Source organism: Amycolatopsis sp. 505 (genome assembly GCF_031625235.1).
Classification (GTDB): Bacteria; Actinomycetota; Actinomycetes; order Mycobacteriales; family Pseudonocardiaceae; genus Amycolatopsis.
The window spans coordinates 210,751-232,665 of the sequence record NZ_JACKQP010000014.1; the positions used below are offsets into that span (position 1 = coordinate 210,751).

At 72.2% G+C, this 21,915-nt stretch carries 26 protein-coding genes and 1 pseudogene; 9 read left to right on the forward strand and 18 right to left on the reverse strand.

All coding sequences use genetic code 11. The features are described from left to right. Positions 1-9 precede the first annotated feature (9 nt). The 3 genes from H5965_RS41110 to H5965_RS41120 are packed head-to-tail and all read right to left on the reverse strand — an operon-like array spanning position 10 to position 3,724. Positions 10-1,179: an amidohydrolase gene (locus H5965_RS41110; protein ID WP_310976485.1), complete on the reverse strand. Its 1,170-nt coding sequence runs from the start codon at positions 1,177-1,179 to the stop codon at positions 10-12. Further along, on the reverse strand, positions 1,176-2,300 hold the full coding sequence (locus H5965_RS41115) for an amidohydrolase family protein (protein ID WP_310976486.1): 1,125 nt from the start codon (positions 2,298-2,300) through the stop codon (positions 1,176-1,178). The genes H5965_RS41110 and H5965_RS41115 overlap by 4 nt, the downstream gene beginning before the upstream one ends. Beyond that, a complete protein-coding gene (locus H5965_RS41120; protein WP_310976487.1) occupies positions 2,297-3,724 on the reverse strand; it encodes an APC family permease in 1,428 nt (475 codons plus the stop codon). Before H5965_RS41120 ends, H5965_RS41115 begins: the two co-directional genes overlap by 4 nt. Positions 3,725-3,795: 71 nt before the next feature. On the opposite strand from H5965_RS41120, the gene H5965_RS41125 reads away from it, so the two are divergent. After that, complete coding sequence (locus H5965_RS41125) at positions 3,796-5,154, forward strand: glutamine synthetase family protein (RefSeq protein WP_310976489.1); 1,359 nt, start codon at positions 3,796-3,798, stop codon at positions 5,152-5,154. Here the strand turns inward: H5965_RS41125 and H5965_RS41130 are convergent. From H5965_RS41130 to H5965_RS41160, 7 genes are all read right to left on the reverse strand, one after another. Next, complete coding sequence (locus tag H5965_RS41130) at positions 5,146-5,799, reverse strand: peptidoglycan recognition family protein (protein ID WP_310976490.1); 654 nt, start codon at positions 5,797-5,799, stop codon at positions 5,146-5,148. The genes H5965_RS41125 and H5965_RS41130 overlap by 9 nt on opposite strands. A gap of 47 nt (positions 5,800-5,846) precedes the next feature. Then, positions 5,847-6,224 carry a Uma2 family endonuclease gene (locus H5965_RS41135; protein WP_310976491.1) on the reverse strand — a complete coding sequence of 126 codons (378 nt, stop codon included), beginning with the start codon at positions 6,222-6,224 and terminating at the stop codon, positions 5,847-5,849. A 115-nt stretch (positions 6,225-6,339) separates the two neighbouring features. Beyond that, positions 6,340-7,131 carry a tryptophan synthase subunit alpha gene (trpA, locus tag H5965_RS41140; protein ID WP_310976493.1) on the reverse strand — a complete coding sequence of 264 codons (792 nt, stop codon included), beginning with the start codon at positions 7,129-7,131 and terminating at the stop codon, positions 6,340-6,342. Beyond that, on the reverse strand, positions 7,128-8,354 hold the full coding sequence (gene trpB / locus H5965_RS41145; RefSeq protein ID WP_310976535.1) for a tryptophan synthase subunit beta: 1,227 nt from the start codon (positions 8,352-8,354) through the stop codon (positions 7,128-7,130). The genes trpA and trpB overlap by 4 nt, the downstream gene beginning before the upstream one ends. Continuing rightward, complete coding sequence (gene trpC, locus H5965_RS41150) at positions 8,333-9,142, reverse strand: indole-3-glycerol phosphate synthase TrpC (RefSeq protein WP_310976495.1); 810 nt, start codon at positions 9,140-9,142, stop codon at positions 8,333-8,335. The genes trpB and trpC overlap by 22 nt, the downstream gene beginning before the upstream one ends. Before the next feature lie 124 nt (positions 9,143-9,266). Then, positions 9,267-9,794, reverse strand: a complete 528-nt coding sequence (locus H5965_RS41155; RefSeq protein ID WP_310976536.1) for a Trp biosynthesis-associated membrane protein — start codon at positions 9,792-9,794, stop codon at positions 9,267-9,269. Between the two features lie 43 nt (positions 9,795-9,837). Then, a complete protein-coding gene (locus H5965_RS41160) occupies positions 9,838-11,397 on the reverse strand; it encodes an anthranilate synthase component I (protein WP_310976496.1) in 1,560 nt (519 codons plus the stop codon). A gap of 95 nt (positions 11,398-11,492) precedes the next feature. Between H5965_RS41160 and H5965_RS41165 the strand changes: the two genes are divergently transcribed. Both H5965_RS41165 and H5965_RS41170 read left to right on the forward strand, forming a co-directional pair. Continuing rightward, positions 11,493-12,107: a TetR family transcriptional regulator gene (locus tag H5965_RS41165; protein WP_310976497.1), complete on the forward strand. Its 615-nt coding sequence runs from the start codon at positions 11,493-11,495 to the stop codon at positions 12,105-12,107. A gap of 575 nt (positions 12,108-12,682) precedes the next feature. Then, positions 12,683-13,516 carry a helix-turn-helix transcriptional regulator gene (locus tag H5965_RS41170; protein ID WP_310976498.1) on the forward strand — a complete coding sequence of 278 codons (834 nt, stop codon included), beginning with the start codon at positions 12,683-12,685 and terminating at the stop codon, positions 13,514-13,516. Positions 13,517-13,525: 9 nt separating this feature from the next. Here the strand turns inward: H5965_RS41170 and H5965_RS41175 are convergent, their stop codons facing one another. The 4 genes from H5965_RS41175 to hisF are packed head-to-tail and all read right to left on the reverse strand — an operon-like array spanning position 13,526 to position 15,391. Then, on the reverse strand, positions 13,526-13,888 hold the full coding sequence (locus H5965_RS41175) for a DUF1304 domain-containing protein (RefSeq protein WP_310976500.1): 363 nt from the start codon (positions 13,886-13,888) through the stop codon (positions 13,526-13,528). Continuing rightward, the gene (gene hisI / locus H5965_RS41180; protein ID WP_310976502.1) at positions 13,885-14,247 is read right to left on the reverse strand and encodes a phosphoribosyl-AMP cyclohydrolase; all 363 of its coding nucleotides are present in this window, start codon (positions 14,245-14,247) and stop codon (positions 13,885-13,887) included. The genes H5965_RS41175 and hisI overlap by 4 nt, the downstream gene beginning before the upstream one ends. Further along, positions 14,244-14,621, reverse strand: coding sequence for a hypothetical protein (locus tag H5965_RS41185; RefSeq protein WP_310976503.1), 378 nt, complete (start codon positions 14,619-14,621; stop codon positions 14,244-14,246). The genes hisI and H5965_RS41185 overlap by 4 nt, the downstream gene beginning before the upstream one ends. After that, positions 14,618-15,391, reverse strand: coding sequence for an imidazole glycerol phosphate synthase subunit HisF (hisF, locus tag H5965_RS41190; RefSeq protein ID WP_310976505.1), 774 nt, complete (start codon positions 15,389-15,391; stop codon positions 14,618-14,620). Before hisF ends, H5965_RS41185 begins: the two co-directional genes overlap by 4 nt. A 108-nt stretch (positions 15,392-15,499) precedes the next feature. Here hisF and H5965_RS41195 point away from each other — a divergent pair, with 108 nt between their 5' ends. From H5965_RS41195 to H5965_RS41205, 3 genes are all read left to right on the forward strand, one after another. Then, positions 15,500-16,672 carry a phytase gene (locus H5965_RS41195; protein WP_310976538.1) on the forward strand — a complete coding sequence of 391 codons (1,173 nt, stop codon included), beginning with the start codon at positions 15,500-15,502 and terminating at the stop codon, positions 16,670-16,672. Positions 16,673-16,742: 70 nt separating this feature from the next. After that, positions 16,743-17,243, forward strand: a complete 501-nt coding sequence (locus tag H5965_RS41200; RefSeq protein WP_310976507.1) for a SigE family RNA polymerase sigma factor — start codon at positions 16,743-16,745, stop codon at positions 17,241-17,243. Continuing rightward, positions 17,240-18,217 (forward strand): hypothetical protein, encoded by a 978-nt coding sequence (locus H5965_RS41205; RefSeq protein ID WP_310976509.1) that lies wholly within the window; start codon positions 17,240-17,242, stop codon positions 18,215-18,217. The genes H5965_RS41200 and H5965_RS41205 overlap by 4 nt, the downstream gene beginning before the upstream one ends. Here the strand turns inward: H5965_RS41205 and H5965_RS41210 are convergent. Further along, positions 18,207-19,145: a hypothetical protein gene (locus H5965_RS41210; protein WP_310976511.1), complete on the reverse strand. Its 939-nt coding sequence runs from the start codon at positions 19,143-19,145 to the stop codon at positions 18,207-18,209. The two genes, H5965_RS41205 and H5965_RS41210, sit on opposite strands and share 11 nt — an antisense overlap. A gap of 130 nt (positions 19,146-19,275) precedes the next feature. On the opposite strand from H5965_RS41210, the gene H5965_RS41215 reads away from it, so the two are divergent. Together H5965_RS41215 and H5965_RS41220 are read left to right on the forward strand one after the other, a co-directional pair. Beyond that, positions 19,276-19,842, forward strand: coding sequence for a putative glycolipid-binding domain-containing protein (locus tag H5965_RS41215; RefSeq protein ID WP_310976512.1), 567 nt, complete (start codon positions 19,276-19,278; stop codon positions 19,840-19,842). After that, positions 19,839-20,225 (forward strand): PPOX class F420-dependent oxidoreductase, encoded by a 387-nt coding sequence (locus H5965_RS41220; RefSeq protein ID WP_310976514.1) that lies wholly within the window; start codon positions 19,839-19,841, stop codon positions 20,223-20,225. The genes H5965_RS41215 and H5965_RS41220 overlap by 4 nt, the downstream gene beginning before the upstream one ends. Here H5965_RS41220 and H5965_RS41225 read toward each other — a convergent pair. Then, a complete protein-coding gene (locus tag H5965_RS41225) occupies positions 20,209-20,685 on the reverse strand; it encodes a GNAT family N-acetyltransferase (RefSeq protein ID WP_310976516.1) in 477 nt (158 codons plus the stop codon). The two genes, H5965_RS41220 and H5965_RS41225, sit on opposite strands and share 17 nt — an antisense overlap. Positions 20,686-20,771: 86 nt before the next feature. Continuing rightward, entirely contained in the window at positions 20,772-21,365 is a 594-nt protein-coding gene (locus H5965_RS41230; protein WP_310976518.1) for a TetR family transcriptional regulator, read from the reverse strand. Between the two features lie 272 nt (positions 21,366-21,637). Between H5965_RS41230 and H5965_RS41235 the strand changes: the two genes are divergently transcribed. Continuing rightward, a complete protein-coding gene (locus H5965_RS41235) occupies positions 21,638-21,793 on the forward strand; it encodes a hypothetical protein (RefSeq protein WP_310976520.1) in 156 nt (51 codons plus the stop codon). 20 nt (positions 21,794-21,813) lie between these two features. Here H5965_RS41235 and H5965_RS41240 read toward each other — a convergent pair. Then, positions 21,814-21,915 (reverse strand): annotated as a pseudogene (locus H5965_RS41240) (IS982 family transposase); the annotation flags it as partial.

Consider the following 21,915-nt stretch of genomic DNA (forward strand, 5'->3'; position numbering starts at 1 on the left):
ACCGTAGCGCTAAGGCACCGGAGCCTCCAAGGCGGCCAGGTACCCCGCCACCAGCGCGTGGGCGACCTGGGTGACGGCTTGGTCACGCGGCAGGAACCGCTCGTCGTGCAGGCTCGGCACCCCCGCCGTGTCGCCGAGGCCGACGAACAGCATCAGCCCGCGGGTGCCGCCGCCGCAGTAGTGGGCGAAGTCGTCGGCGCCGAACGAGCGGAACCCCTCGTCGACGACGAAGCCCGCGTGCCGCAGCCACCGCTGCGCGCCCGAGGCCAGTGCCGCGTCGTTGTCCAGGACCGGCTCGCAGGGGCTGATCTCCAGCTCGGCCGTGCAGCCGTGGGCCCGCGCGGTGCCGTGGACGATCTCCGCCAGCGTTTCCAGGGCCCGTTCGCGGTCCTTCGTGCGCATCAGGCGCAGCGAGCCGAACGCGCTCGCGCTGTTGGGAACGACGTTGGCCGCCGCGCCGCCCTGGATGCGGCCGATCGAGCAGACCGCGCCGAACACCGGGTCGATCCGGCGGGACGCGACCTGCTGCAGGCTCACCACCAGCTGGGACAGCGCCAGGATCGGGTCGCGCAGCAGGTGCGGGTAGCCGGCGTGGCCGCCCTGGCCGTGCATCGTCACCTCGAACTCGTCGGTGGAGGCGTTGACCGGCCCCGGCACCGCCGAGACGACGCCGTGCGCGATCCGCGGCTGGACGTGCGCGCCGATCACCGCGTCCACGCCGTGCTCGGCCAGCACCCCGGACTCGACGACGTCGAGCGCGCCCGGCGGCGATGTCTCCTCCCGCGGCTGCAGCAGCGCCAGGATCGGCCGCGGCACGCCGACGCGCTGCGCGGCCCGGCCGACGGCGACCAGCGCGGCGAGGTGGACGTCGTGACCGCACGCGTGCATGAACTCGTTCCCGGACGCCCACGGCACGCCGGTGCCCTCCAGCACCGGCAGGGCGTCGAGCTCGGCCCGCAGCGCCACGGCCGGGCCGGCCCCGCCGGGCAGCGGGATGGCGCGCCCGGTCTTGGCGATACGAGTGCCGTCGCCCGCGCCGAGCGCGCCGGCGACCAGGCGGGCGGTGTCCTCCTCGTCACCGGAGCCGCGCGGGTCGGCGTGCACGGCGTGCCGGAGCTCGACGGCGGCGGGCAGTTCGTCGGCGATCGCCTGCGTCCACCGGGTCCACAGATCACTCACACGTGCTCCAAGCGGTAGATCCTCTTCGCGTTCTCGTGTCCCACCAAAGCACACAGCCGGACGGCGTCCTTTTCGGACATCGCGTCCGCGGCCAGCGCGGCACGCAGGAAGTCCGACAGGCCCTGCCGGAACAGGGCCGTGCCCAGGTGGTACAGCTCGGCCAGCCCGAAGGCGTCGGTGGAGAAGAGCACCTTCCCGAACGGCGCGAGCTCCAGGAGCTCGGCCAGCACGGCCGGCGCCCGGAAGCCCGCGTTGTGCGTGATGAGCCCGGCGTCGACGAACACGTGCTCGAAGACCTGCGCCAGATACGCCGCGTGGCGGTGGAACGGGTAGTTGTGCAGCAGCAGGATGGGCACACCGCGGCCACGGGTCGCCCGCAGCAGCCCGGTGAGCAGCAGCGGGTCGCACCGGTGCAGGTCGACGTCGGAGTCGCCGTAGCCGACGTGGAACTGCACGGGCAGGCCCAGGTCGAGGCCGGTGAACACGAGGTGGCGGTGCAGCACCTCGTCGGCCAGCCGCCCGCCGCCCGCGGCGAGCCACCTCCCAGCGGCGGCCTCGACCTCCGCCGGCGACGGCCGCTCCCCGGCCAGCTCCAGGCCGACGCGGTAGGCCGCGATCGACTTGAGCCCGACGGCCGTGGCCGCGCGTTTCCCCAGCTCGTCGGCGAAGGCCCCGGCGAACCCGGCTGCCGTGGTTCCCCCGATCACCGCCTCCGCCACCTGTTCCAGCCGGACGACGTCGTGCGCGCGGGTGCCCGCGAGCTCGGCGAACTGCGGCGTGGTGGTCAGCGCGTCCGGCAGGAAGCCGCCGTCCAGCAGGAAGGCGGTCGTGCCGGTGGCCCGCAGGAACCGCCGGGCCACCTCGGCCGCGCCCAGTTCGGCGCGGCGTTCGAGGTAGACCTCGGCCGGGGCGTGCTCGGGCAGGTCTAGCACGGGCGCGCAGCGGGCGCGCACGGCCAGCCCGATCAGCGAGTCGAACAGGCTCGTCCCCAGCGGTGACGGCGCGTCGGCCTCGGTCAGCATCGCTTCGAAGTCCGCGCGGGTCACGTCCCGGGTGACGACGCCGTGGCAGTGGTGGTCCACCAGCGGCAGATCCGCGACGAACGGGAGCAAACTCGTCATGCGCCTCCGTCCGCGTTCGTCAGCCTCTCCCCCACCCTACGAGCGAACCGCGGCGCGGACAGGACGGCGATCACCGCGAGCACCAGTACCGCCGCAGCCACCACCGGGAACCACCGCGCCGGGCCTTCGGTGGGGTACGGCACGACGTTGACGTACACGGTGTACCCGAGCACGGCGAGCGCGCCGATCGGGAAGACGAGGTGCCACCCCGGCACGCGCATCCGGCGCTTCACGAACAGCAGCAGGATCGCGCCGATCGTCGTGAGCAGGTAGATGACCAGCAGGATGAGGGTCCCGATCGAGCCCGACCAGGCGAACGTGTCCGACGCCGTCGCGCCGAAGAAGACCGCGCACACCACGATGATCAGCGCCGCCGCGGCGGTCACGACGCTCACCGCGGCCACCGGGGTACCGCGCGAGGACGTCCGGCCGAGGCCGCCACCGGCGTCGCGGCCCAGGGCGTAGAGCAGCCGCGAACCGCCGACGACGCAGGCGAGGCAGCAACCGAACGCGCTGATCGCGGCACCGACGCTGATGACGTCGCCGACCCAGGCGCCCGCGTACCGGCTGCCGAGGTCGCCGAGCAGGGACGGCGAGTCGTGGAACGCGCTCGCGTCGCTGCCGAACGCCATCATCTCCACGGCCGTCACCACCACGAAGTAGAGGCCGCCGAAGAGGGCCGTGCCGAGGATCGCGCGCGGGATGTTGCGCTTCGGGTCGTGGGTTTCCTCGCCGAGCGTCGCGGCGGCTTCGAACCCGGCGAACGACAGGAAGCCGAAGACCGCGCCGAGGAACACCCCGGACAGCCCGGTTTCCGGGACGAAGACCTCCATCGTGAACCGGGCGCCGCCGGGGGCGTTCCCGGCGACGAGCCGGACCCCGATCACCACGGTGACCAGCAGGATCACCGCGATCGTCGCGCCTTCGACGGCGAGCAGGGTGCTCGTGCCGCGGCGCGCGGGCACCACGGACAGCAGCCAGGCGCCGATCAACGCCACGGCGGTCAGCACGAACGGGCCCCAGGACGGCGGATCCGGCCAGATCCCGGTCTGCGTCAGGAAAGCCGTGCCCAGCGTGCCCGCCGCCGAGCTGGTGACGACGGCGTAGAACGTGTACGTCCCGAGCAGCCCGATGCCCGAGACGACCCCCGCGCGCGGGCCGAGGGTCGCGCCGACGAAGGCGTACACCGACCCGGCGTGCTGGTAGTGCTGGCAGAGCTTGACGAAGCCGTACGCGACCAGCAGGACGCCGACCGCGGAGAGCAGGAAGGCGAGCGGCACCGCCCGGCCGGCGGCCGCGGCGGTCTGCTGGGGGTTGATGTTGGCGGCCATGCTCGGGGCCATCAGCGCCACGGACAGGCCGACGGCCTGCCAGACGGAGAGGGATCGGCGTAGCCCTGGACGGGTTTCGACGGTGTCTGACACGATCTCCACCTCACTCGCAAGCCATCGACTCAGCGCAAGCAACCGACCCAGTGAACATCGACGGGGGCAGGATGAGCCAGCTCGATCGGGCAGAACTCGCGCAACAGGGCGCACTCCGGGCCGACGGCCTGCGCGCCGCCGGCGTGGAGCTCGTCGCGCTGACCTTCGTGGACAACAGCGGCATCGCGCGGGTGAAGGCGGTCCCGGTGGACCGGTTGTGGTCGGCGGCGGCGTGGGGCGTCGGCGCGTCGAACTCGTTCGACTTCTTCCTGGCCACCGACGACATCGTGGGCGGCGAGTACTCGCGCGGCCCGGTCGGCGACCTGCGGCTGCACCCGGACCTCGACGCGCTCGTGCCGCTGGCCGCGCAGCCCGGCTGGGCGTGGGCGCCGGCCTGGCGCTACGACCAGGAAGGCGAGCCGCACCCGCAGGACGCGCGGGCGCTGGCGGCGGCCGCGACGGCCCGGCTCGCGGAGCTGGGCTACAACGTGCGGACGGCGTTCGAGATCGAGTGGGTGGTCACGGCGGCCGACGCGCCGGACGATCCGCGCTCGGCCACCGCGGGCCCGGCCTACGGCTACGCGCGGCTGTCTTCGCAGGCGCGCTACCTGCGGACGCTGGTGTCGACGCTGGCCGCCCAGGGGGTCGCGGTGGAGCAGATCCACCCCGAGTACGCGGCCGGGCAGTTCGAGGTGTCGGTGGCGGCGGGCGACCCGGTGCGCGCGGCGGACGTCGCCGTGCTGACGCGCGAGACGATCCGGACGGTCAGCGAGCACCACGGGCTGCGGGCGTCGTTCACGCCGAAGTTCGCCCCGGACGGCGTCGGCAACGGCGGGCACGTCCACCTGAGCCTGTGGGACGGTGACCGCAACCTGTGCGCCGGCGGCGACCGGCGGTTCGGGCTCACCGAGACGGCGGAGGCGTTCGGCGCCGGGATCCTGGCCCGGCTGCCGGCGCTGCTGGCGATCGGCGCGCCTTCGGTGGTCAGCTACCTGCGGCTCGAGCCGCACCACTGGGCCGGGGTGTTCCACGCGTGGGGCCTGGAGAACCGCGAGGCGCCGCTGCGGCTGGTCCAGGGCCCGGCCGGGCAGCGCGACCGGGCGGCGAACTTCGAGGTCAAGTGCTTCGACCTGACGGCGAACCCGTACCTGCTGGTGGCGGCGCTGATCTTCGCCGGCCTGGCCGGGGTTTCGGAGGAGGCGACGCTGCCGGAGCCGGTCGACGTCGACCCGGGAACGCTCCCCTCGGCGTCGCGGCTGCCGGCGTCGCTGACCGAAGCGGTGACGGCGTTCGAGGCGGACTCGGCCCTGACATCGGCGTTCGGCCCCGAGCTGGCGACGACGCTGATGGACGTCCGCCGCGGCGAGCTCGACCGGCTGGGTGCGTTGCCGCCGGACGAGCTGTGCGCCGTGATGCGGTACCTACATTAGGGCTTTCGCGACCTCGCTCCGGAGCTGCGGGAGCTTCGCGTAGAGCCGGTCACCCGGGCATTCGGTGTTGTAGTAGTCGCGGTGGCCCTTGATCTCTTCGACGGGGATGCCGTACTGGCGGCAGATGTAGGCGCAGAAGACGACGAGCGATGCCCACTGCGGCTGCGGTGGTTCGACGCTGGTGTAGAGGCCTTCGTTTTCGATGCCGATGGCGTTGGTGTTCTGCCCGGGGCAGTGCGCGCCCTGGATCATGGTGCTCCGGCCGCGCAGCGCGTCGAGGCTGCCGTGCCGCCCTTCGAGCCGGTACCCGCCGCGGCTGACGGTGAAGTGCTGCCCGGTGTCGGACCAGTGGTTGTTGTCGATGTGGTCGTGCTGGTCGTCGCGCGCGACCTGGAAGGCGTGGGCGAGCGAGTAGTCGGTGCTGTTGGCGCTGGCGATGTGGTGGATGAGGATCCGGTTCGCGGGGTGGTCGAGCGTGGTGAGCGCATCGGCGGGCGGGCGGGCACCCCACTCGGCACAGCTGTAGGTCCGCGGCTCGGTGGCGGCTTGGGCGGCTCGGGGGAGGACCAGGCCGGCGGCCCCGGCGACGGCGAGCCCGGCGGCACCGCGGAGGAAGCTGCGCCGCGGGAGGTGTGCGATGTCCATGGCGCGGACTTTGCCGCGCGGGTGTACAGCTTTCGTACAAAGGCGGGTCAGGCGAGGCGGATTGTGGCGGTGAAGGGGCGAGTGAGGGCGAGATCCGTTTTGTCGCTCTTGGCGATGGGTTCGTACTCGCCGCCGTGGAGCTCGAACAGGGTCGCCGCGATGGGGTCGCCGGGTTCGACCAGGAGGTAGTACGGGATCAGGGCTTCGGCGTAGATGGCCCGCTTGAGGACCCGGTCCTGGATTTTGGTCGACGGTGAGACGATCTCCGCGGCCAGCAGGAATTGAGAATGACCAGGTCGGGGATCAGCAGCCGTTGTGGTCCGATCCGCACGTTCACGCCGGGGAGCAGCTCGGTGTCGTCCGGCAAAGCAGGCGCCAAGGCGGCTTGGACCTTCCCCAGAGGACTTCGTCGACGGTCCAGCCACCCGGTCGTGGCGGCAGGAAAAGCGCGTTCTGGATCAGCACACGAGGAGTATGCAGACCACCACCGACTGTTCTGATCGGGCGATGGGTGTCACACGGGTGCGACAGCGCGCCGGCTCACGCGGTCGCGACCGCCCGGCGCACACCCTCCGCCAGCTCCGCCGACAACGCACGCACGCCGTCAGCGCCCTCGGCCGCCGCCGTGACCAGGGCGGAACCCACGATCACCGCGTCCGCGAACGAGGCCACCTCGGCCGCCTGGTCGCCCGAGCGGACACCCAGACCCACGCCGATCGGCAACGACGTGTGCGCCCTCGTGCGGCGGACCAGCTCTTCCGCTCCCGCGCCGACCTGGTCGCGCGCGCCCGTCACGCCCATCACCGCGGTCGCGTAGATGAACCCCGACGACGCGGCCGCCGTCAACGCCAGGCGCTCCTCCGACGACGACGGCGCCACCAGGAACGTGCGGTCCAGGCCGTGCTCCTTCGAAGCCGTCATCCAGGCGCCGGCCTCGTCCGGGATCAGGTCCGGCGTGATCAAGCCCAGGCCGCCCGCCGAGGCCAGGTCGCGGGCGAACCGGTCCACGCCGTAGCGGTTCACCGGGTTCCAGTACGTCATCACGACCGCGCGGCCGCCGCGGGCGGACACCGATTCGACCACCTCGAACACGTGCTTGAGGCGGAAGCCGTTGTCCAGCGCCGTCACCGAGGCCGCCTGGATCGTCGGGCCGTCCATCACCGGGTCCGAATACGGGACGCCGACCTCGATCAGGTCTGCGCCGCCGTCGACGCAGGCCGCGATCAGGTCCTTCGAGCCGGCCACCGTCGGGAAGCCCGCCGGGAGGTAGCCGACCAGTGCGGCGCGGCCCTCGGCGCGCGTCGAGGCGAAGAGGTCGTCCAGCCCGCTCATTCGTTCACCAGTCCGAACCACTTGGCCGCCGTGTCCATGTCCTTGTCGCCGCGGCCGGAGAGGTTCACCACGATGAGACCCGAAGGGCCCAGCTCGCGGCCCAGTTCCAGCGCGCCGGCCAGCGCGTGCGCCGACTCGATCGCCGGGATGATGCCCTCGGTGCGGGACAGCAGCTTGAACGCGTCCATCGCCTCGGCGTCGGTCACCGGGCGGTACTCGGCGCGGCCGGTGTCCTTGAGCCACGCGTGCTCCGGGCCGACGCCCGGGTAGTCGAGCCCGGCCGAGATCGAGTGCGACTCGACCGTCTGGCCGTCCTCGTCCTGCAGCAGGTACGTCATCGCGCCGTGCAGGTTGCCCGGCGTGCCCTTCGTGAGCGTCGCGCCGTGGCGGTTGCCCTCGATGCCCTCGCCGCCCGGCTCCAGGCCGACCAGCCGCACCGACGGGTCGTCGTAGAAGCCCGAGAAGATGCCGATCGCGTTCGACCCGCCGCCGACGCAGGCCGCGACGACGTCGGGCAGGCGCCCGGCCTGCTCGAGGATCTGCGCGCGGGCCTCTTCGCCGATGACGTGGTGGAAGTTGCGCACCATGGTCGGGAACGGCGCCGGGCCGGCCGCCGTGCCGAACAGGTAGTGCGTGCTGTCGGCGTTGGTGACCCAGTCGCGCAGCGCCTCGTTGATCGCGTCCTTCAGCGTCCGCGACCCGGTCTTGACCGGGATCACCTCGGCGCCCAGCAGCCGCATGCGGGCCACGTTCAGCGCCTGGCGCTCGGTGTCGACCTCGCCCATGTAGACGACGCAGTCGAGGTCGAGCAGCGCGCACGCGGTGGCCGTCGCGACGCCGTGCTGGCCCGCGCCGGTCTCGGCGATGACCCGCTTCTTGCCCATCCGCTTGGTGAGCAACGCCTGGCCCAACACGTTGTTGATCTTGTGGGAGCCGGTGTGGTTCAGGTCCTCGCGCTTGAGGAACACGCGCGCGCCGCCGGCGTGCTCGCCGAAGCGCTTGGCCTCGGTGAGCAGCGACGGACGTCCGGCGTACTCGCGCAGCAGGCGGTTGAACTCGTTCAGGAACTCGGGGTCGTGGCGGGCCTTCTCGTACTCGGTGGCGACCTCGTCGACGACGCCGATCAGCGCCTCCGGCATGAACCGCCCGCCGTACGGGCCGTAGTAGCCGCGCTCGTCCGGGTCGTGCTTGCCGTGTTCCGTCACCGCGACGGCCTCGGGCAGGCGGGGTGGGACCCGGCGGTGACCAGCTTGACCAGCGCACCCTTCGGGTCGCCGGACGCGACGAGCCCCTCGCCGACCAGCACCGCGTCGGCGCCGTGGCCGGCGTAGGACATCAGGTCGCCCGGGCCGCGGACGCCGGATTCGGCGACCTTGTAGACGTCCATCGGCAGGCCGGGGGCCAGCCGCGAGAAGACGTCGCGGTCCACCTCGAGGGTGTGCAGGTTGCGCGCGTTGACGCCGATGACCTTGGCGCCCGCCTCGAGGGCCCGGTCGGCTTCCTCGGCGTTGTGGATCTCCACCAGCGCGGTCATGCCGAGCGATTCGACGCGGTCGAGCAGGGCGACGAGCGCGTTCTGCTCCAGCGCGGCGACGATCAGCAGCACCATGTCGGCGCCGTGCAGGCGGGCCTCGTGCACCTGGTACGGGCTGACGATGAAGTCCTTGCGCAGGATGGGGATGTCCACCGCGGCGCGGACCGCGTCCAGGTCGGCCAGCGAACCGCCGAAGCGGCGCTGCTCGGTGAGCACGCTGATCACGCGCGCCCCGCCGGCTTCGTAGTCCTTCGCCAGCGCGGCCGGGTCGGGGATGTCGGCCAGCTCGCCCTTCGAAGGGCTGCGCCGCTTGACTTCGGCGATGACGCCGATGCCGGACTCGCGCAGGGCGGCCATCACGTCGCGCGGCGCCGGGGCGGCGGCCGCGCGGAGCTTCAGCTCGTCGAACGGCAGCGCGGATTCCCGCACGGCGAGGTCTTCCCGCACGCCGGCGACAATGTCTTCGAGCACGCTCACCGGGCGCCCCCACCAGGGCGCGTGCTCACGGATTCACTCGCAAGGTCGCTCACAAAAACCTTCCCCTTCCCGCCGAAACGATGCTAACCCCCGCATCCGCGACGCCCGGTTCCGGGTGTGCGCGTTACTCCGAATGCCTCCCTCGGACGTCGGTCGGATCTTCCCCTTCGGACAGGGCCTCCCACAGCTCCGCGTCGGGGTCACGGACCTTTTTCCGGGTGGCCGGAGCTGCGTACTTCGCCCCGAGCCGGGTGGCCCGGGACGCGCCCTTGACGGCTGCCAACCCGCCGGTGGCGACGAGAATTCCCCCGAGCACGGCCAGGCCGCGGCCCACCAGCATCTGGGTGACCGGCAGGCCGTCGGCGTAGCCGGAGAAGCGGACCCCGGCGACGCCGAGCCAGACCGCCGCCACGCCGGCCAGCGCCAGCACGACGCCGAGCACGCGCCGCGCCCAGCCGCCGGTGGCCACCAGCCCGGCCACGCCGGCCAGGGCCAGCAGCGCCAGCGGCACGAGCGCGGCGGCCTGCTGCTCGCCGGTCTCGCGGTAGAGCACCGTGCCCCGCACGCCGCCGTCGCGGAACTCGGCGAACCACGTCAGCCGTGACGCACCCCACAACGCGGCCGCGCCCAGCAGCAGCGCGGTCACCATCATCCACAGTGGACGCTTCGAGGCGGCCGGGTCCGGGCCCGGCGCGTCAGACACGGGCGGCGTCCGCGGCCGGGTCGAGGGCGCCCGCCGGCACCATCGTCTGCGCCGCGGCCACCGCCGACAGCACGGTCCGGGCCTTGTTCAGCGACTCGGTGTCCTCGTAGTCCGGCACCGAGTCGGCGACCACCCCGCCGCCCGCCTGGACGTGCGCGATGCCGTCCTTGACCAGCGCGGTGCGGATCGCGATCGCGGTGTCGGCGTCGCCGGCGAAGTCGAGGTAGCCGACGACCCCGCCGTAGAGCGCGCGGCGGACCGGCTCGAGCTCCTCGATCAGCTCCATCGCGCGGACCTTCGGCGCGCCGGACAGCGTCCCGGCCGGGAAGCACGCCGTGACCGCGTCGAACGCCGTCTTGCCCTCGGCCAGCTCGCCGGTGACGGTGGACACGATGTGCATGACGTGGCTGTAGCGCTCGATCTGGAAGAAGTCGACCACGCGCACGGTGCCCGGCTTGCAGACCTTGCCGAGGTCGTTGCGGCCGAGGTCGACGAGCATCAGGTGCTCGGCGCGCTCCTTTTCGTCGGCCAGGAGGTCCTTGGCCAGCTGCGCGTCCTCTTCGGGGTCGACACCACGCCAGCGGGTGCCCGCGATCGGGTGCGTGGTCGCGCGGCCGTCCCGCACGGTGACCAGGGATTCGGGGCTGGAGCCGACGATGTCGAAGCCTTCGAGCCGCAGCAGGTACATGTACGGGCTCGGGTTGGACGTCCGCAGCACGCGGTAGATGTCGAGCGCGTCGGCCGCGGTCGGGATCTCGAACCGTTGCGACGGCACGATCTGGAACGCTTCGCCGGCCTTGATCGCTTCGACGGCCTTCTCGACGGCCGCGTGGAAGTCTTCCTTGGACCGCTTCCGCACGAAGTCCGGCGCGGGCCGGTCGAACGCGGCGACGGTGGCGGGCGCGGCCACCTGCAGCTGCTCGGTCATCGCGGAGAGGCGGGCGACGGCGTCGTCGTAGGCCGCGTCCACGCGCTCGGGCGAGTCGTCCCAGTTGACGGCGTTCGCGATGAGCGTGACCGTGCCCTCGTGGTGGTCGAACGCGGCCAGGTCGGTGGCCAGGAGCATGGTCAGCTCGGGCACGTCGAGGTCGCGCTCGGCCAGCTCGGGCAGCTTTTCCAGCCAGCGCACGGCGTCGTAGCCGATGTAGCCGACCATGCCGCCGGTCAGCGGGGGCAGCCCGGGCAGCGGCTCGGTGTGCAGGGCCTCGATGGTCTCGCGCAGGACTTCCAGGGGGTTGCCCTCGCTGGGCAGGCCGACCGGCGGGGTGCCGGTCCAGACCGCTTCGCCGTCGCGGACGGTGAGCGCGGCCGGGCTGCGGACGCCGATGAACGACCAGCGGGTCCAGGACGCACCGTTCTCGGCGGACTCGAAGAGGAACGTGCCGGGCCGGTCGGCGGCGAGCTTGCGGTACACCCCGATCGGCGTCTCGCCGTCGGCGAGGACCCGGCGCACGACCGGGATCACGCGGCGGCTCTCGGCGAGGACGCGGAAGTCTTCGCGGGACGGGCTGACCGTGCCGGGACCGGCCGGACCGGCGGATGCGCTGACCATGGACCTCATTGTGCCGGTCCCTCGGCACCCGGCTTCTCCGGGTGTCGAATTCAACGTTCATTGAATTCCGCGGATCCGTGCGTCATGATGGGGTCGTGAGCACCACGGACCACCCCGAGACTACTGCCCGCCGCCGCGGGCGCCGCCCGGCCGGCCAGGACACCCGCACGGCGCTGGTCGACGCCGCGCGGTCGGTGTTCGCCGAAAACGGCTACGACGGTGCGACCGTGCGGGCGATCGCCACCCGCGCCGGCGTCGACGCGGCCATGGTCAACCACTGGTTCGGCAGCAAGGAGGGCCTGTTCGCCCAGGCGGTCCTCGAGCTGCCGTTCGACCCCCTGGAGCTGCAGAAGGCGCTCCGCAACGGCCCCGCCGACGAACTGGGCGAACGGATCGTCCGCACGTTCATCACCCGCTGGGACAGCGCGGGCGGCGGCCAGTTCGTGGCGCTCATCCGCAGCATCACCGGCCACGAGCAGGCCGGCCACGTGCTGCGCGACTTCTTCCAGCGGTTCTTCAGCGGGCTGATCACCTCGATCGGCTCGGACCGCAACGCGCTGCGGATGAACCTGTGCGCGACCCAGATGGTGGGCCTGGGCATGGTCCGGTACGTGGCGAAGTTCGAGCCGCTCACCACCGAAGACGTCGAGGTGCTGGTGCGGGCGATCGCGCCGAACCTGCAGCGGTACCTGACCGGCGAGATCGGCTGACCCCGCGGCCGGAATCGCGCCGAAGCCGCGAGAAAAGCCACCAGTCAACCGGCTCTGTGAGTGTGGTGGGCAGCGGTTCCGGTCTGGGCCGTTGCCAGGATCAGCAACAACGAAACGGGCTTCGCAGACACACTGAGCTGGATCGTCGACCACGCGCCAGGACCGCGTGTGGTGATCGCGCTGGAGGGCACCCGCGGCTATGGCATCGGCCCGACCCGGGCGCTGCAGGCCGCCGCACCGAACTGCGCCGTCCGACCGGATCGATCCGGCGCATCCGCGACGAACTCACCGACAACAAGACGCAGCTCTCCGCCCCGGCCCCGCACTCCTGAGCTCCGTCGGTGTCCCACCCTGGACGTTGCGGCGACCGAGCTCTCGACAACGCCTTTCATGCCATCATGCTCACTCGACGGCGCGTCTGCCCCCGGACCCAGCACTACATCGACAAACGACGCAGCCAAGGCACCAACGATCGTGAATCAGCGTCACCCGAATGCCGGACGAATTGCGGCCGATCGCCATTCGTGGACACCATTCGCACAATCGTGGAATTGAGCGATTCGTAGTATCGCCGCATGAAGCCAACGTCTTCGGGACCCGCCGCGAGAACACTTGCCGCTTCGCTGCGCGAAGAACGCGAAGCGCGCAAAATCGGCCTGCGGGCTCTCGCCGACAAACTGGGCATCCTCCCCCAGTTGCTGTCCGTGTGGGAAAAGGGACAGCGCCTGCCGAGCGTCGAAGACGTGTCGGCGATCCTGGCGCTGCTCGGCGTCACCGGGGAAAAGCGCGACCGGATCCGGGCGCTCGCCCGGCACGCCCGCGAACCCAACTGGCTCGCCTCGGGCAACACCGATCTCCCCTTCGCGCTCACCACGAGACTGGACCTGGAACGGACCGCGAACGCCATCACCTCGTGGTCGCCGTTGATCGTTCCCGGGCTGCTGCAGACCCCGGACTACATCCGGGCCATCGTGGACAGTTCCGCGGTCCCGATCGAACAGGCCGACCGGCAACTGCGGGTCCGGCTCGCCCGGCAGGGAATTCTCACCCGCCGCGAACCCATCCGGTTCACCGCTTTGCTCGGCGAACGTTCCCTGCAGGAGGACTTCGGCATTCCCGGGGTCATGTCCGACCAGATCGACCACCTCGAGGCGATGGCACAGCGCCGGAACATCAGCCTGCGCATCGTCCCCGCCGGAATCGGTTACCACCCCGGCCTGATCGGCCCGTTCGAAATCTACGAGTTCCCCGGCTCGCCGCCGATCGCCTCCGTCGAACACGTCTGCTCGACGGCTTTCCTGCACGAGGACGCGCAGATTTCCGGGCACCAGCAGGTGGCCAGGCTGCTCGCCAAGGCCGCGCTGAGCGAGGAGGCGTCCCTGGCGCTGCTCCGGGACGCCGCCCGGTGACCGGACGGGCTACCGCGCGAGCAGCAGCGCGATGAGCGCCAGCGCGCCGGGCACCACCTGGACGAACAGGATCCGCTTGCTGGCCGTCGCGGCGCCGTAGAGGCCCGCGACGATCACGCAGACGATGCCGTACAGCTTGAGCTGGAACCCGGTCGGGTCGCTCGCGATGAGGCCCCACACCAGCGCGAGCGCCAGGAAGCCGTTGTACAGCCCCTGGTTCGCCGCGAGCGTCTTCGTCTCCTCCGCGAACTCCTTCGTGGTGCCGAAACCGGCGCGGGCGCGCGGCGAGGTCCAGAGGAACATCTCCAGGACGACGATGTAGAGGTGGATCAGGGCGACGAGCCCGACCAGGATGTCGGCGACGATGGTCACGCGTGCTCTTTCTCATCCGCCAGGAGGAGGCGTTCCTCGGTGTCGAAGCAGGTGTGCGTGCCGGTGTGACAAGCCGGGCCGGTCTGGTCGACGCGCAGCAGCACCGTATCGCCGTCGCAGTCGATCCGCACCTCGCGAACGTGCTGGTAGTGCCCGGACGTCTCGCCCTTCACCCACAGCTTCTGCCGGCTGCGCGACCAGTACGTCCCGCGGCGGGTGGCCAGCGTCGCCGCGAGGGCGTCGTCGTTCATCCAGGCCATCATCAGCACGTCCGAAGTGGCGTGTTCGACGACGACCGCGGCGATCAGGCCGTCGGTGTTGCGCTTGAGGCGCGCCGAGACGGCCGCGTCCAGGGTCATGCGGTGGCTCCCAGGATGTGCCGCTTGAGCGGCATCGAGTTCAGCAGGACGAACGCGTAGCCGTAGCCGGCGAAGGAAAGGCCGGAGAACAGCTTGTTGAACCACAGCTCGGCGGCGAGCAGCAGGAACGCGTGCAGCAGCGCGAAGACGACGGTGACGACCAGGCCGCCGATCCGGGCGCTGCCCATCTTCAGCACGAGCCCGGTGGTCACCACGGCGCCGAGGAGCAGCGCAAGCGCGGGCATCCGGTAGATGGCCAGGCCCGCCCCGGCGCTCAGCACCGGGATCAGGTCGAGCAGCGCCCACGCGACCGGGAGCCCGACCAGCAGGCCGGCGGTCACCTTCACCTCGACGGGTGCCTGCCAGGACTTCACCGGACCTCGACCCCGCCTTCGCGCAGGGCGCCCTTGACGTCCCCGATCGTCAGCTGTCCGAAGTGGAACACGCTGGCGGCGAGCACGGCGTCGGCCCCGGTCCGCACCGCGGGCAGGAAGTGCTCGACGGCCCCCGCTCCCCCGCTGGCGATCACCGGGACGCGCACGGCCTTGCGCACCAGTTCGAGGAGTTCCAGGTCGAAGCCGTTCTTCGTGCCGTCGGCGTCCATGGAGTTGAGCAGGATCTCGCCGACGCCCAGCTCCTCGCCGCGGGCGGCCCACTCGACGGCGTCGATCCCGGTGCCGCGGCGGCCGCCGTGGGTGGTGACCTCGAAGCCGGAGGCGGTCGGCTCGCCGCCCTCGGGCACGCGGCGGGCGTCGACGGACAGCACGATGCACTGGGCACCGAACCTCCGCGACGCCTCGCTGAGGAACTCCGGCCGCGCGATGGCGGCGGTGTTGATGCTCACCTTGTCGGCGCCGGTCCGCAGCAGCCGGTTGACGTCGTCGTTGCTGCGGACGCCGCCGCCGACGGTGAGCGGGATGAAGACCTGCTCGGCGGTCCGGCGGACGACGTCGTAGGTGGTCTCGCGGTCGCCGGAGGAGGCCGTGACGTCGAGGAAGGTGAGCTCGTCGGCGCCTTCGGCGTCGTAGCGCCGGGCCAGCTCGACAGGGTCTCCGGCGTCACGGAGGCCGGCGAAGTTGACCCCCTTCACCACCCGGCCCGCGTCGACGTCGAGACAGGGGATCACCCGCACCGCGACAGACATGGCCACCAGCGTAGTCAAGGGGGTCGGACCGGCCGCGATCCGGCATCCGCCGTTCACGCCCCGGCCACCCGGTTCGTCTAGTTTCCGCGCGTGCGCAGACTCCTCCCGGTGGCCGTGGCCGCCGTCTCCGTCCTGACCGCCGTCCCCGCGTCGGCCGCTCCCCGCGACCCGGCGCCCGTCCTCCAGACCCAGGCCTTCGTCGACGACGCCGGCGCCACCCCGGCCGACGCCGACGCCGACGACCCGGCCATCTGGGTGCACCCGCGCGACCCCGAGCGCAGCGTCGTCCTCGGCACCCTCAAGGAGGGCGGCCTCGCCGCGTTCGACCTCGGCGCGCGGACGCTGCAGCTGGTCCCCGCCGGGCCGGGCGGGCGGTTCAACAACGTCGACGTCGTCGGGGACCTGGCCGTCGTCAGCGACCGGGGCCGGGACCGCATCCGCGTCTACCGGATCGACCCCGCGGGCGCGGCGGCCGGCGCGCACCTGCTGCGGGACGTCACCGACCCCGCCGCCGCGCCGGTGTTCTCCGCGTCGGAGTCCGAAGTGGACGAGCAGCGGACCGCCTACGGCCTGGCCGCGGGCCGGGACCCTCGCACCGGCCTCCGCTGGGTCGCGGTGACCCGGCGGCACGAGACGCGCGTGGCCCTGCTGCGGCTGGTCGACCGGCCGGGCGGCACCGTCGGCACCGAGCCGATCGACACCGTGGACCTGCCGGCGCGGTTCCGGCTGCCGGACGGCACCTCGTGGTCGCCGTGCGAGGAACCCGGCGAACGGCCGCAGCTGGAGGGCTCGGTGCTCGACGGGCGCGTGCTCTACACCGCCCAGGAGGACGTCGGGATCTGGCGGATCCCGCTGACGTCCGGGGGCTTCGGGCGGCCCGAGCTGATCGACCGCGTGCGCTCCTTCGGCGTCCCGCAGCGCTGGGACGCGGCGTCGGAGGAGTGCGTCCCGGACGGCGCCGACCCCGGGTACGGCGGCCGGTGGCTGACCGCCGACGCGGAGGGCCTCGCGGTGGCGAACGGCACGCTGTTCGCCTCCAGCCAGGGCGACTCGCGGTTCGTCGTCTACGGCCGGCACGTCCGTGACCTGCGGATCGTCGCGGGCCGCGGCACGGACTCGGTCGAGCACTCCGACGGCTCGGCGATCAGCACCGCTTCCCTCGGCCGCCGCTTCCCGCACGGCCTCCTGGTGGTCCACGACGGCGAGCGCCGCCCCGCGGTGGGGAACCTGCCGACCACCGGTTTCGCGTTCGTCCGGCTGGAGGACGTCCTGCCCCGGTGAAAAAAGTTCCGTCCGCCGTGCAGCGGCACGGCCCCCTCGCGCGTCCACAGGAGGGACCGAAAGGACGCGTGTGACCTTCGAAGAGTTCGTGGCGGAGCGGCTGGACGGGCTGCTCCGCTACGCCACCGTCCTGACGAACGACCCGCACCTGGCGCAGGACGTCGTCCAGGACGTGCTCCTGCGCGCCCAGCAGCGGTGGGACGGCATCGCCGCGCCGCCGACCTACGTGCGGCGGATGATCACCAACGAGTACCTGTCCTGGCGGCGGCGGGCGGTGCGGCGGATGGTGTCGAGCAGCCACGACGTCCTCGACGACCTCGGCCCGCCCGAGCCCGACCCCGCGACCGCCTACGACGAGCGGGACGCCGTGCTCGGCCTGCTCGCCACGCTGCCCCGCAAGCAGCGCGCGGCCGTCGTGCTGCGGTACTACGAGAACTACTCCGACGCCGAGATCGCCGCGGTCCTGCGCTGCGGCGCGTCGACCGTGCGCAGCCAGATCTCGCGCGCCCTGACCACCCTGCGCCAAGCCGGGTTGAAGCACACCGCCGTCACCACCGGAGCCCCCGAATGACCCGCAGCGACCACGAGACCGAGACGCTGATCCGGGACAGCCTGGACCGCCTCGCCGCCCGCGCCCCGGACGGCCACGCGGTGCGCGACGCGCTCGCCCGCGCCGGGCGGAAGCGGCGGCCGGCGACCCGGCTGGCCCTGGTCGCCGCCGCCGTGGTCGTGGTGGTCGTCGGCGTCGTCTCCGGCACGCAGCTGCTGACCCGGCCGGACCCGGCGCCGGCCGCGAGCCGCCCGGTGCTCGGCTACGGCCCGGAGTGGCTGCCGGACGGCTTCACCGAGCAGTACCGCGAAGGCGGACCCGGGCTCACCCCGCAGGTCCGGCAGTGGACGGCCGGCTTCGCGAAGGTCACGCTGACGGCGTACCCCACCGCCGACCCCGAGTGGTCGCAGACGGCGCTGCGGATCGCGTCCATCAAGGACCAGGTCCTGGTGCACGGCCGGGTCGCCATGCTCACCGGCTCCCGCGGCACCGCGGAGCTCACCTGGCTGGCCGACGAGCAGCACGTGCTGGTCGTGCAGGTCCTCGGGCTCCCGGACGCCCGGGCGATCGCCCAGCGGGTCGCCGACTCGGTCGCCGCCGACCCGGTCGGCGTCCGCGGCGAGCTGCGGTTCGGCCCGCTGCCGGCGGGACTGGCCGAACGTTCGACCGTGGTGAAGGGCACCGGTCCCGGTGACGCGGGTACCGAGCTGACCGCGGCCGACCCGGCCCGGCCGTCGGTCGCCGCGGTGCGGGCCGCCGCCGGCCGCGATGCGCCCGGCGTCCAGGGTGCGGAACCGGTGACCGTCCGCGGCGGCGAAGGCTTCTTCGTGCCGCCGGCGACCGGGCGGGACGCGACGGTCGCGGTGCGGCTGCCGTCGGGGCGCTGGCTGACGGTCTCGGGGGCGCGGCCGGAAGCCGAGCTGATCGCCGTCGCGAACGGCGTCCAGCTCGACCCGGCACCCGACTACCGCTGGCTCGGACGGGCTACCAGTTGATCATCGGGAACCAGATGATCCCGAGCCGGCCCAGCACGCGGACGTCCCAGTAGAGCAGCGTGAACGTGCCGCCGACGAGCAGCGCGACGCCGGTGACGGTGGCGATCCGCGCCGGTTTCGCGGCCAGCCAGCGCTGCACACGCCCGCCGGTGGCGTAGGTCAGGATGAGGAACAGCACCGCCATGACGACGATGTTGCCGAGCGACTGCAACGCGAACGCGGCGGCGCCGTAGAGGACGTTGTGCTGCTCGGCGGCGTCGCGGAACATGATCCGGAAGAGCGGGTAGGGCCGTCCGATGAGGAATCCGCCGATGAGCGCGCCCATCAGCACGAGCGGCGCGGCGGGGTGGCGGCGGGTGAAGCCGGCGAAGGGGTTGCGGAGGATGCCGAGGGCGATCAGGCCCATCAGGAGGAAGACCAGGCCGACGACGCCGAAGGCGATCATGGACTGGATGCTGCGCGGGGAGAGCCCGGTGGTCTTCGCGGTGGAGAACTGCGGCATCCGCGTGCCGACGAGCGCGACGATGACGCCGTAGACGACGGACACGGTGAGCATGCCGGCGGAGATCCAGCCGAGCGGCTTGAGCGCGTTCCGCTTCCCGCCCGCCTGGTCGCCGACCAGCGGCGCGACGGCGCCGAACGCGGCGATGTTGCAGGCGGTGAAGGAACCCGCGAGGCCGGAGACGAAGGCGAAGAGCGTCCCGGCGAGAACGCCGCTGATCGGGGTGGCTTTCGCGTCGTGGCCGAGGATCCCGTTCGCGACGCTGTCCCCGATCACGGAGTCGACGAAGGGGGCCGACCAGATGGCGGTCAGCACGAACCCCGCCACGACCGCCGCGACGGCGATCGCGGCCCGGCGCGCGGGATACGGCCCGGCGCCGAAGAAGCCTGCCTGCGGGTGAACCGGTACTTGCTGTTTGACCGCCATCGATGCCCTCCAGTGTGCGGGAATCCAGCCCGAAAAGCGTTGCAGGCAGACGTGTTGAAACGCTTCGGCCAGGCGTGTGGCTTTCCGCGCCGAAAGGCCTATGCATTCTTCACGCCGGTTACGGTGGGACATGACCTTCCCCGGCAGCGCCGCCTGGCGGCACGAAGACGCTCGTACCGGCTTCGAAGTGACGCGCTTCCGCCCCCACGAAGGCGGCTGGCTGGCCGAAGGCGCGACGAGCGCGGTCGAGGACGGCGTCGCCTGGGCGGTGCGGTACACCCTCGTCGTCGATCCACAGTGGACACTGCGTTCCGCCCGGATCGCCGGACTCGGTGCGCGGGAGCTGGCGGTCGAAGCCGACGGCCGCGGGCACTGGCGGCTCGACGGCCGGCCCGCGCCGCACCTGGCCGGCTGCCTCGACCTCGACCTCGAGGCGTCCGCGATGACGAACACCTTCCCGGTGCACCGCCTCGCTCTGCCGCCCGGCGGGCGGGCCGAGGCACCCGCAGCCTACGTCCGCGCGGCCGACCTCGGCGTCGAGCGGCTGGAGCAGACCTACGAGCACTTGTCCCCCGGCCGCTACCACTACTCGGCGCCCGCGTTCGCCTTCGCCTGCGTCCTCGAGTACGACGACACGGGCCTGATCACCCGCTACCCGGGCATCGCCGTCCGCCACCCGGCTACGGTGGGCGCATGACCTCCGAGACCGACCGCCTCGCCGCCGAGCGCTACGTCGTCCTGACCACGTTCCGGCGCGACGGGCGGGCCGTGCCGACCCCGATCTGGGTGGCCGGCCGCGACGGCGAGCTGGTGCTGTGGTCGGTGCGCGAGGCCGGCAAGGTCAAGCGCATCCGCAACAGCGGCCGCGTCGAGGTCCAGGCCTGCGACGTCCGCGGGCGGAAGACGCACGGCGCGAAGGTCTCCGGCCAGGCCCGGTTGCTGGACGCCGCCGAGACCGAGCAGGTCCGGCGGGCGATCGCCCGCAAATACGGCATCGTCGGGCGGGTGACGATGTTCTTCTCGAAGCTGCGCGGCCCGGAGGACCGGACGGTCGGCATCGCGGTCAAAGTGGACGGCTGAAGCTGCGGAAGCCGCGCCGCAGGTAGTTCGGCAGCGCGTTCGGGTGGTCGAGCGTCGAGGTGTGCAGCCAGACGCGCCGCGTCCCGGGCAGCGCCCACGCGTCGGCGACGACGAGGGTGAGCGCGCACCCGCCGAGTCCTTTCCCGACGAACTCCGGCAGCAGGCCGAACGTGGTGATCTCGACGTCGTTCCCGGGCTGCGGCTCGAAATCCGCGGCGCCGGCGAGTTCGCCGCGGTACTCGATGAGCCGGTATTCGCGGCGGGGTGCGGCGAGCCAGCGGTCCCACTCGGCGTCCCCGCGGGTGGCGCCCGGCCACCGGTACGGCGTCCCGATCCGGACGTGCAGCTCGCGGATCAGCGGCCCCGGCCCGGTGGTCCGCAGCGCGACCCCGTCGACGAGCGGAGCGGGGTTCAACTGGCCGGCGGCGGTCATTTCGAGCTGGGTGACGATCTCCTCCACCCGCGGCAACCTACGACGCACGGGGACCGCTGTCAGCCGCTTTTCGGCCTCAAGCGGCGGCGCGCAGGGCGGCCGCCGAGGCGGAATTACCCCGGAGGTAAGGCCGGCTGCCCGGCCAGCAGCCGCTCGACCAGCGCGGTGACCAGGTCGCGGCGCTCCCGCTCGGTGAACAGGTCCGGCAGCGTCAGCCGTTCCATGATCAGCCAGTTCAGCGCCAGCCACAGCAGGACCACCATCGTGCCGTCACCGGGCAGGCCGGACTTCTCGTGGTACTCGACGTTGAAATCGACGTCCGCGCGGATGCGGCCGGTCAGCACTTCCCGCAGTTCCGGACGGCGCGCGGCTTCCAGCCGCAGTTCCAGGAGGGCCAGGAACCCGGTCGGGAACGCGGCCACGCGGTCGACCAGTTCGTGCATCAGCGCGGTGACGCGGGCGCGGTCACGCGGTCCCTCCAGGCCGCCCGCGATCACCGCGTCGTCCACCAGCCGCTCGTAGACCCGCTCCCCCGCGTGCTTGAGGATTTCGCCGCGGTTGGCGAAGTAGTTGGACGCCGTGCCGACCGGCACCTCGGCCTGCTGGTCGACCGCCCGGAAGGTGAGCCCGCGCGCGCCCTCGTTGGCCAGGACTTCGATCGCGGCGTCGAGCAGCGCCGCGCGCCGCTCGGGATTGCGTCGCACCATGACGTTGACACCACTCCAGACGTAGTACTACGGTCGCAATCACTTCACTTAAAGTACTACATGCGGAGTCCATCCACCATGCGCAAGCTCGTGCCCGCTCGACCCGGACATGGTGGCGCTGGCCGAAGGCATGAACAGCCCGTACCCGCCCCTGCGGCATTACGTCGTCTCGCGGTCGCTGACCGAGGCCGACCCGGCCGTCACGCTCGTGCCCGGCGATCCGCTGGACCTGGCGCGGCGGCTCAAGGCCGAGACGGCCTGGACATCTGGCTGTGCGGGAGATCGACGAACTGGTGGTCAAGTCCTACCCGGTGGTCGCGGGCGGCGGCGTGCCGATGTTCACCGGCGGCTTCGGGCCACGCGAGTTCACGCCCGCCGAGGTCCTGACCTTCGGCCACGGCGGCACGATCACCACCTACCGCGCCTAGACGAGTAATGCGTAACTCGGTCAGTGGTCGTAGGCGGTCAGGGATCGGGTGATGGGTTGGCTGGTGGCGCGGTTGTGCCAGATGGCGGCGGTCAACGCGAGGAGGCGTTGGGCGATGCGGAC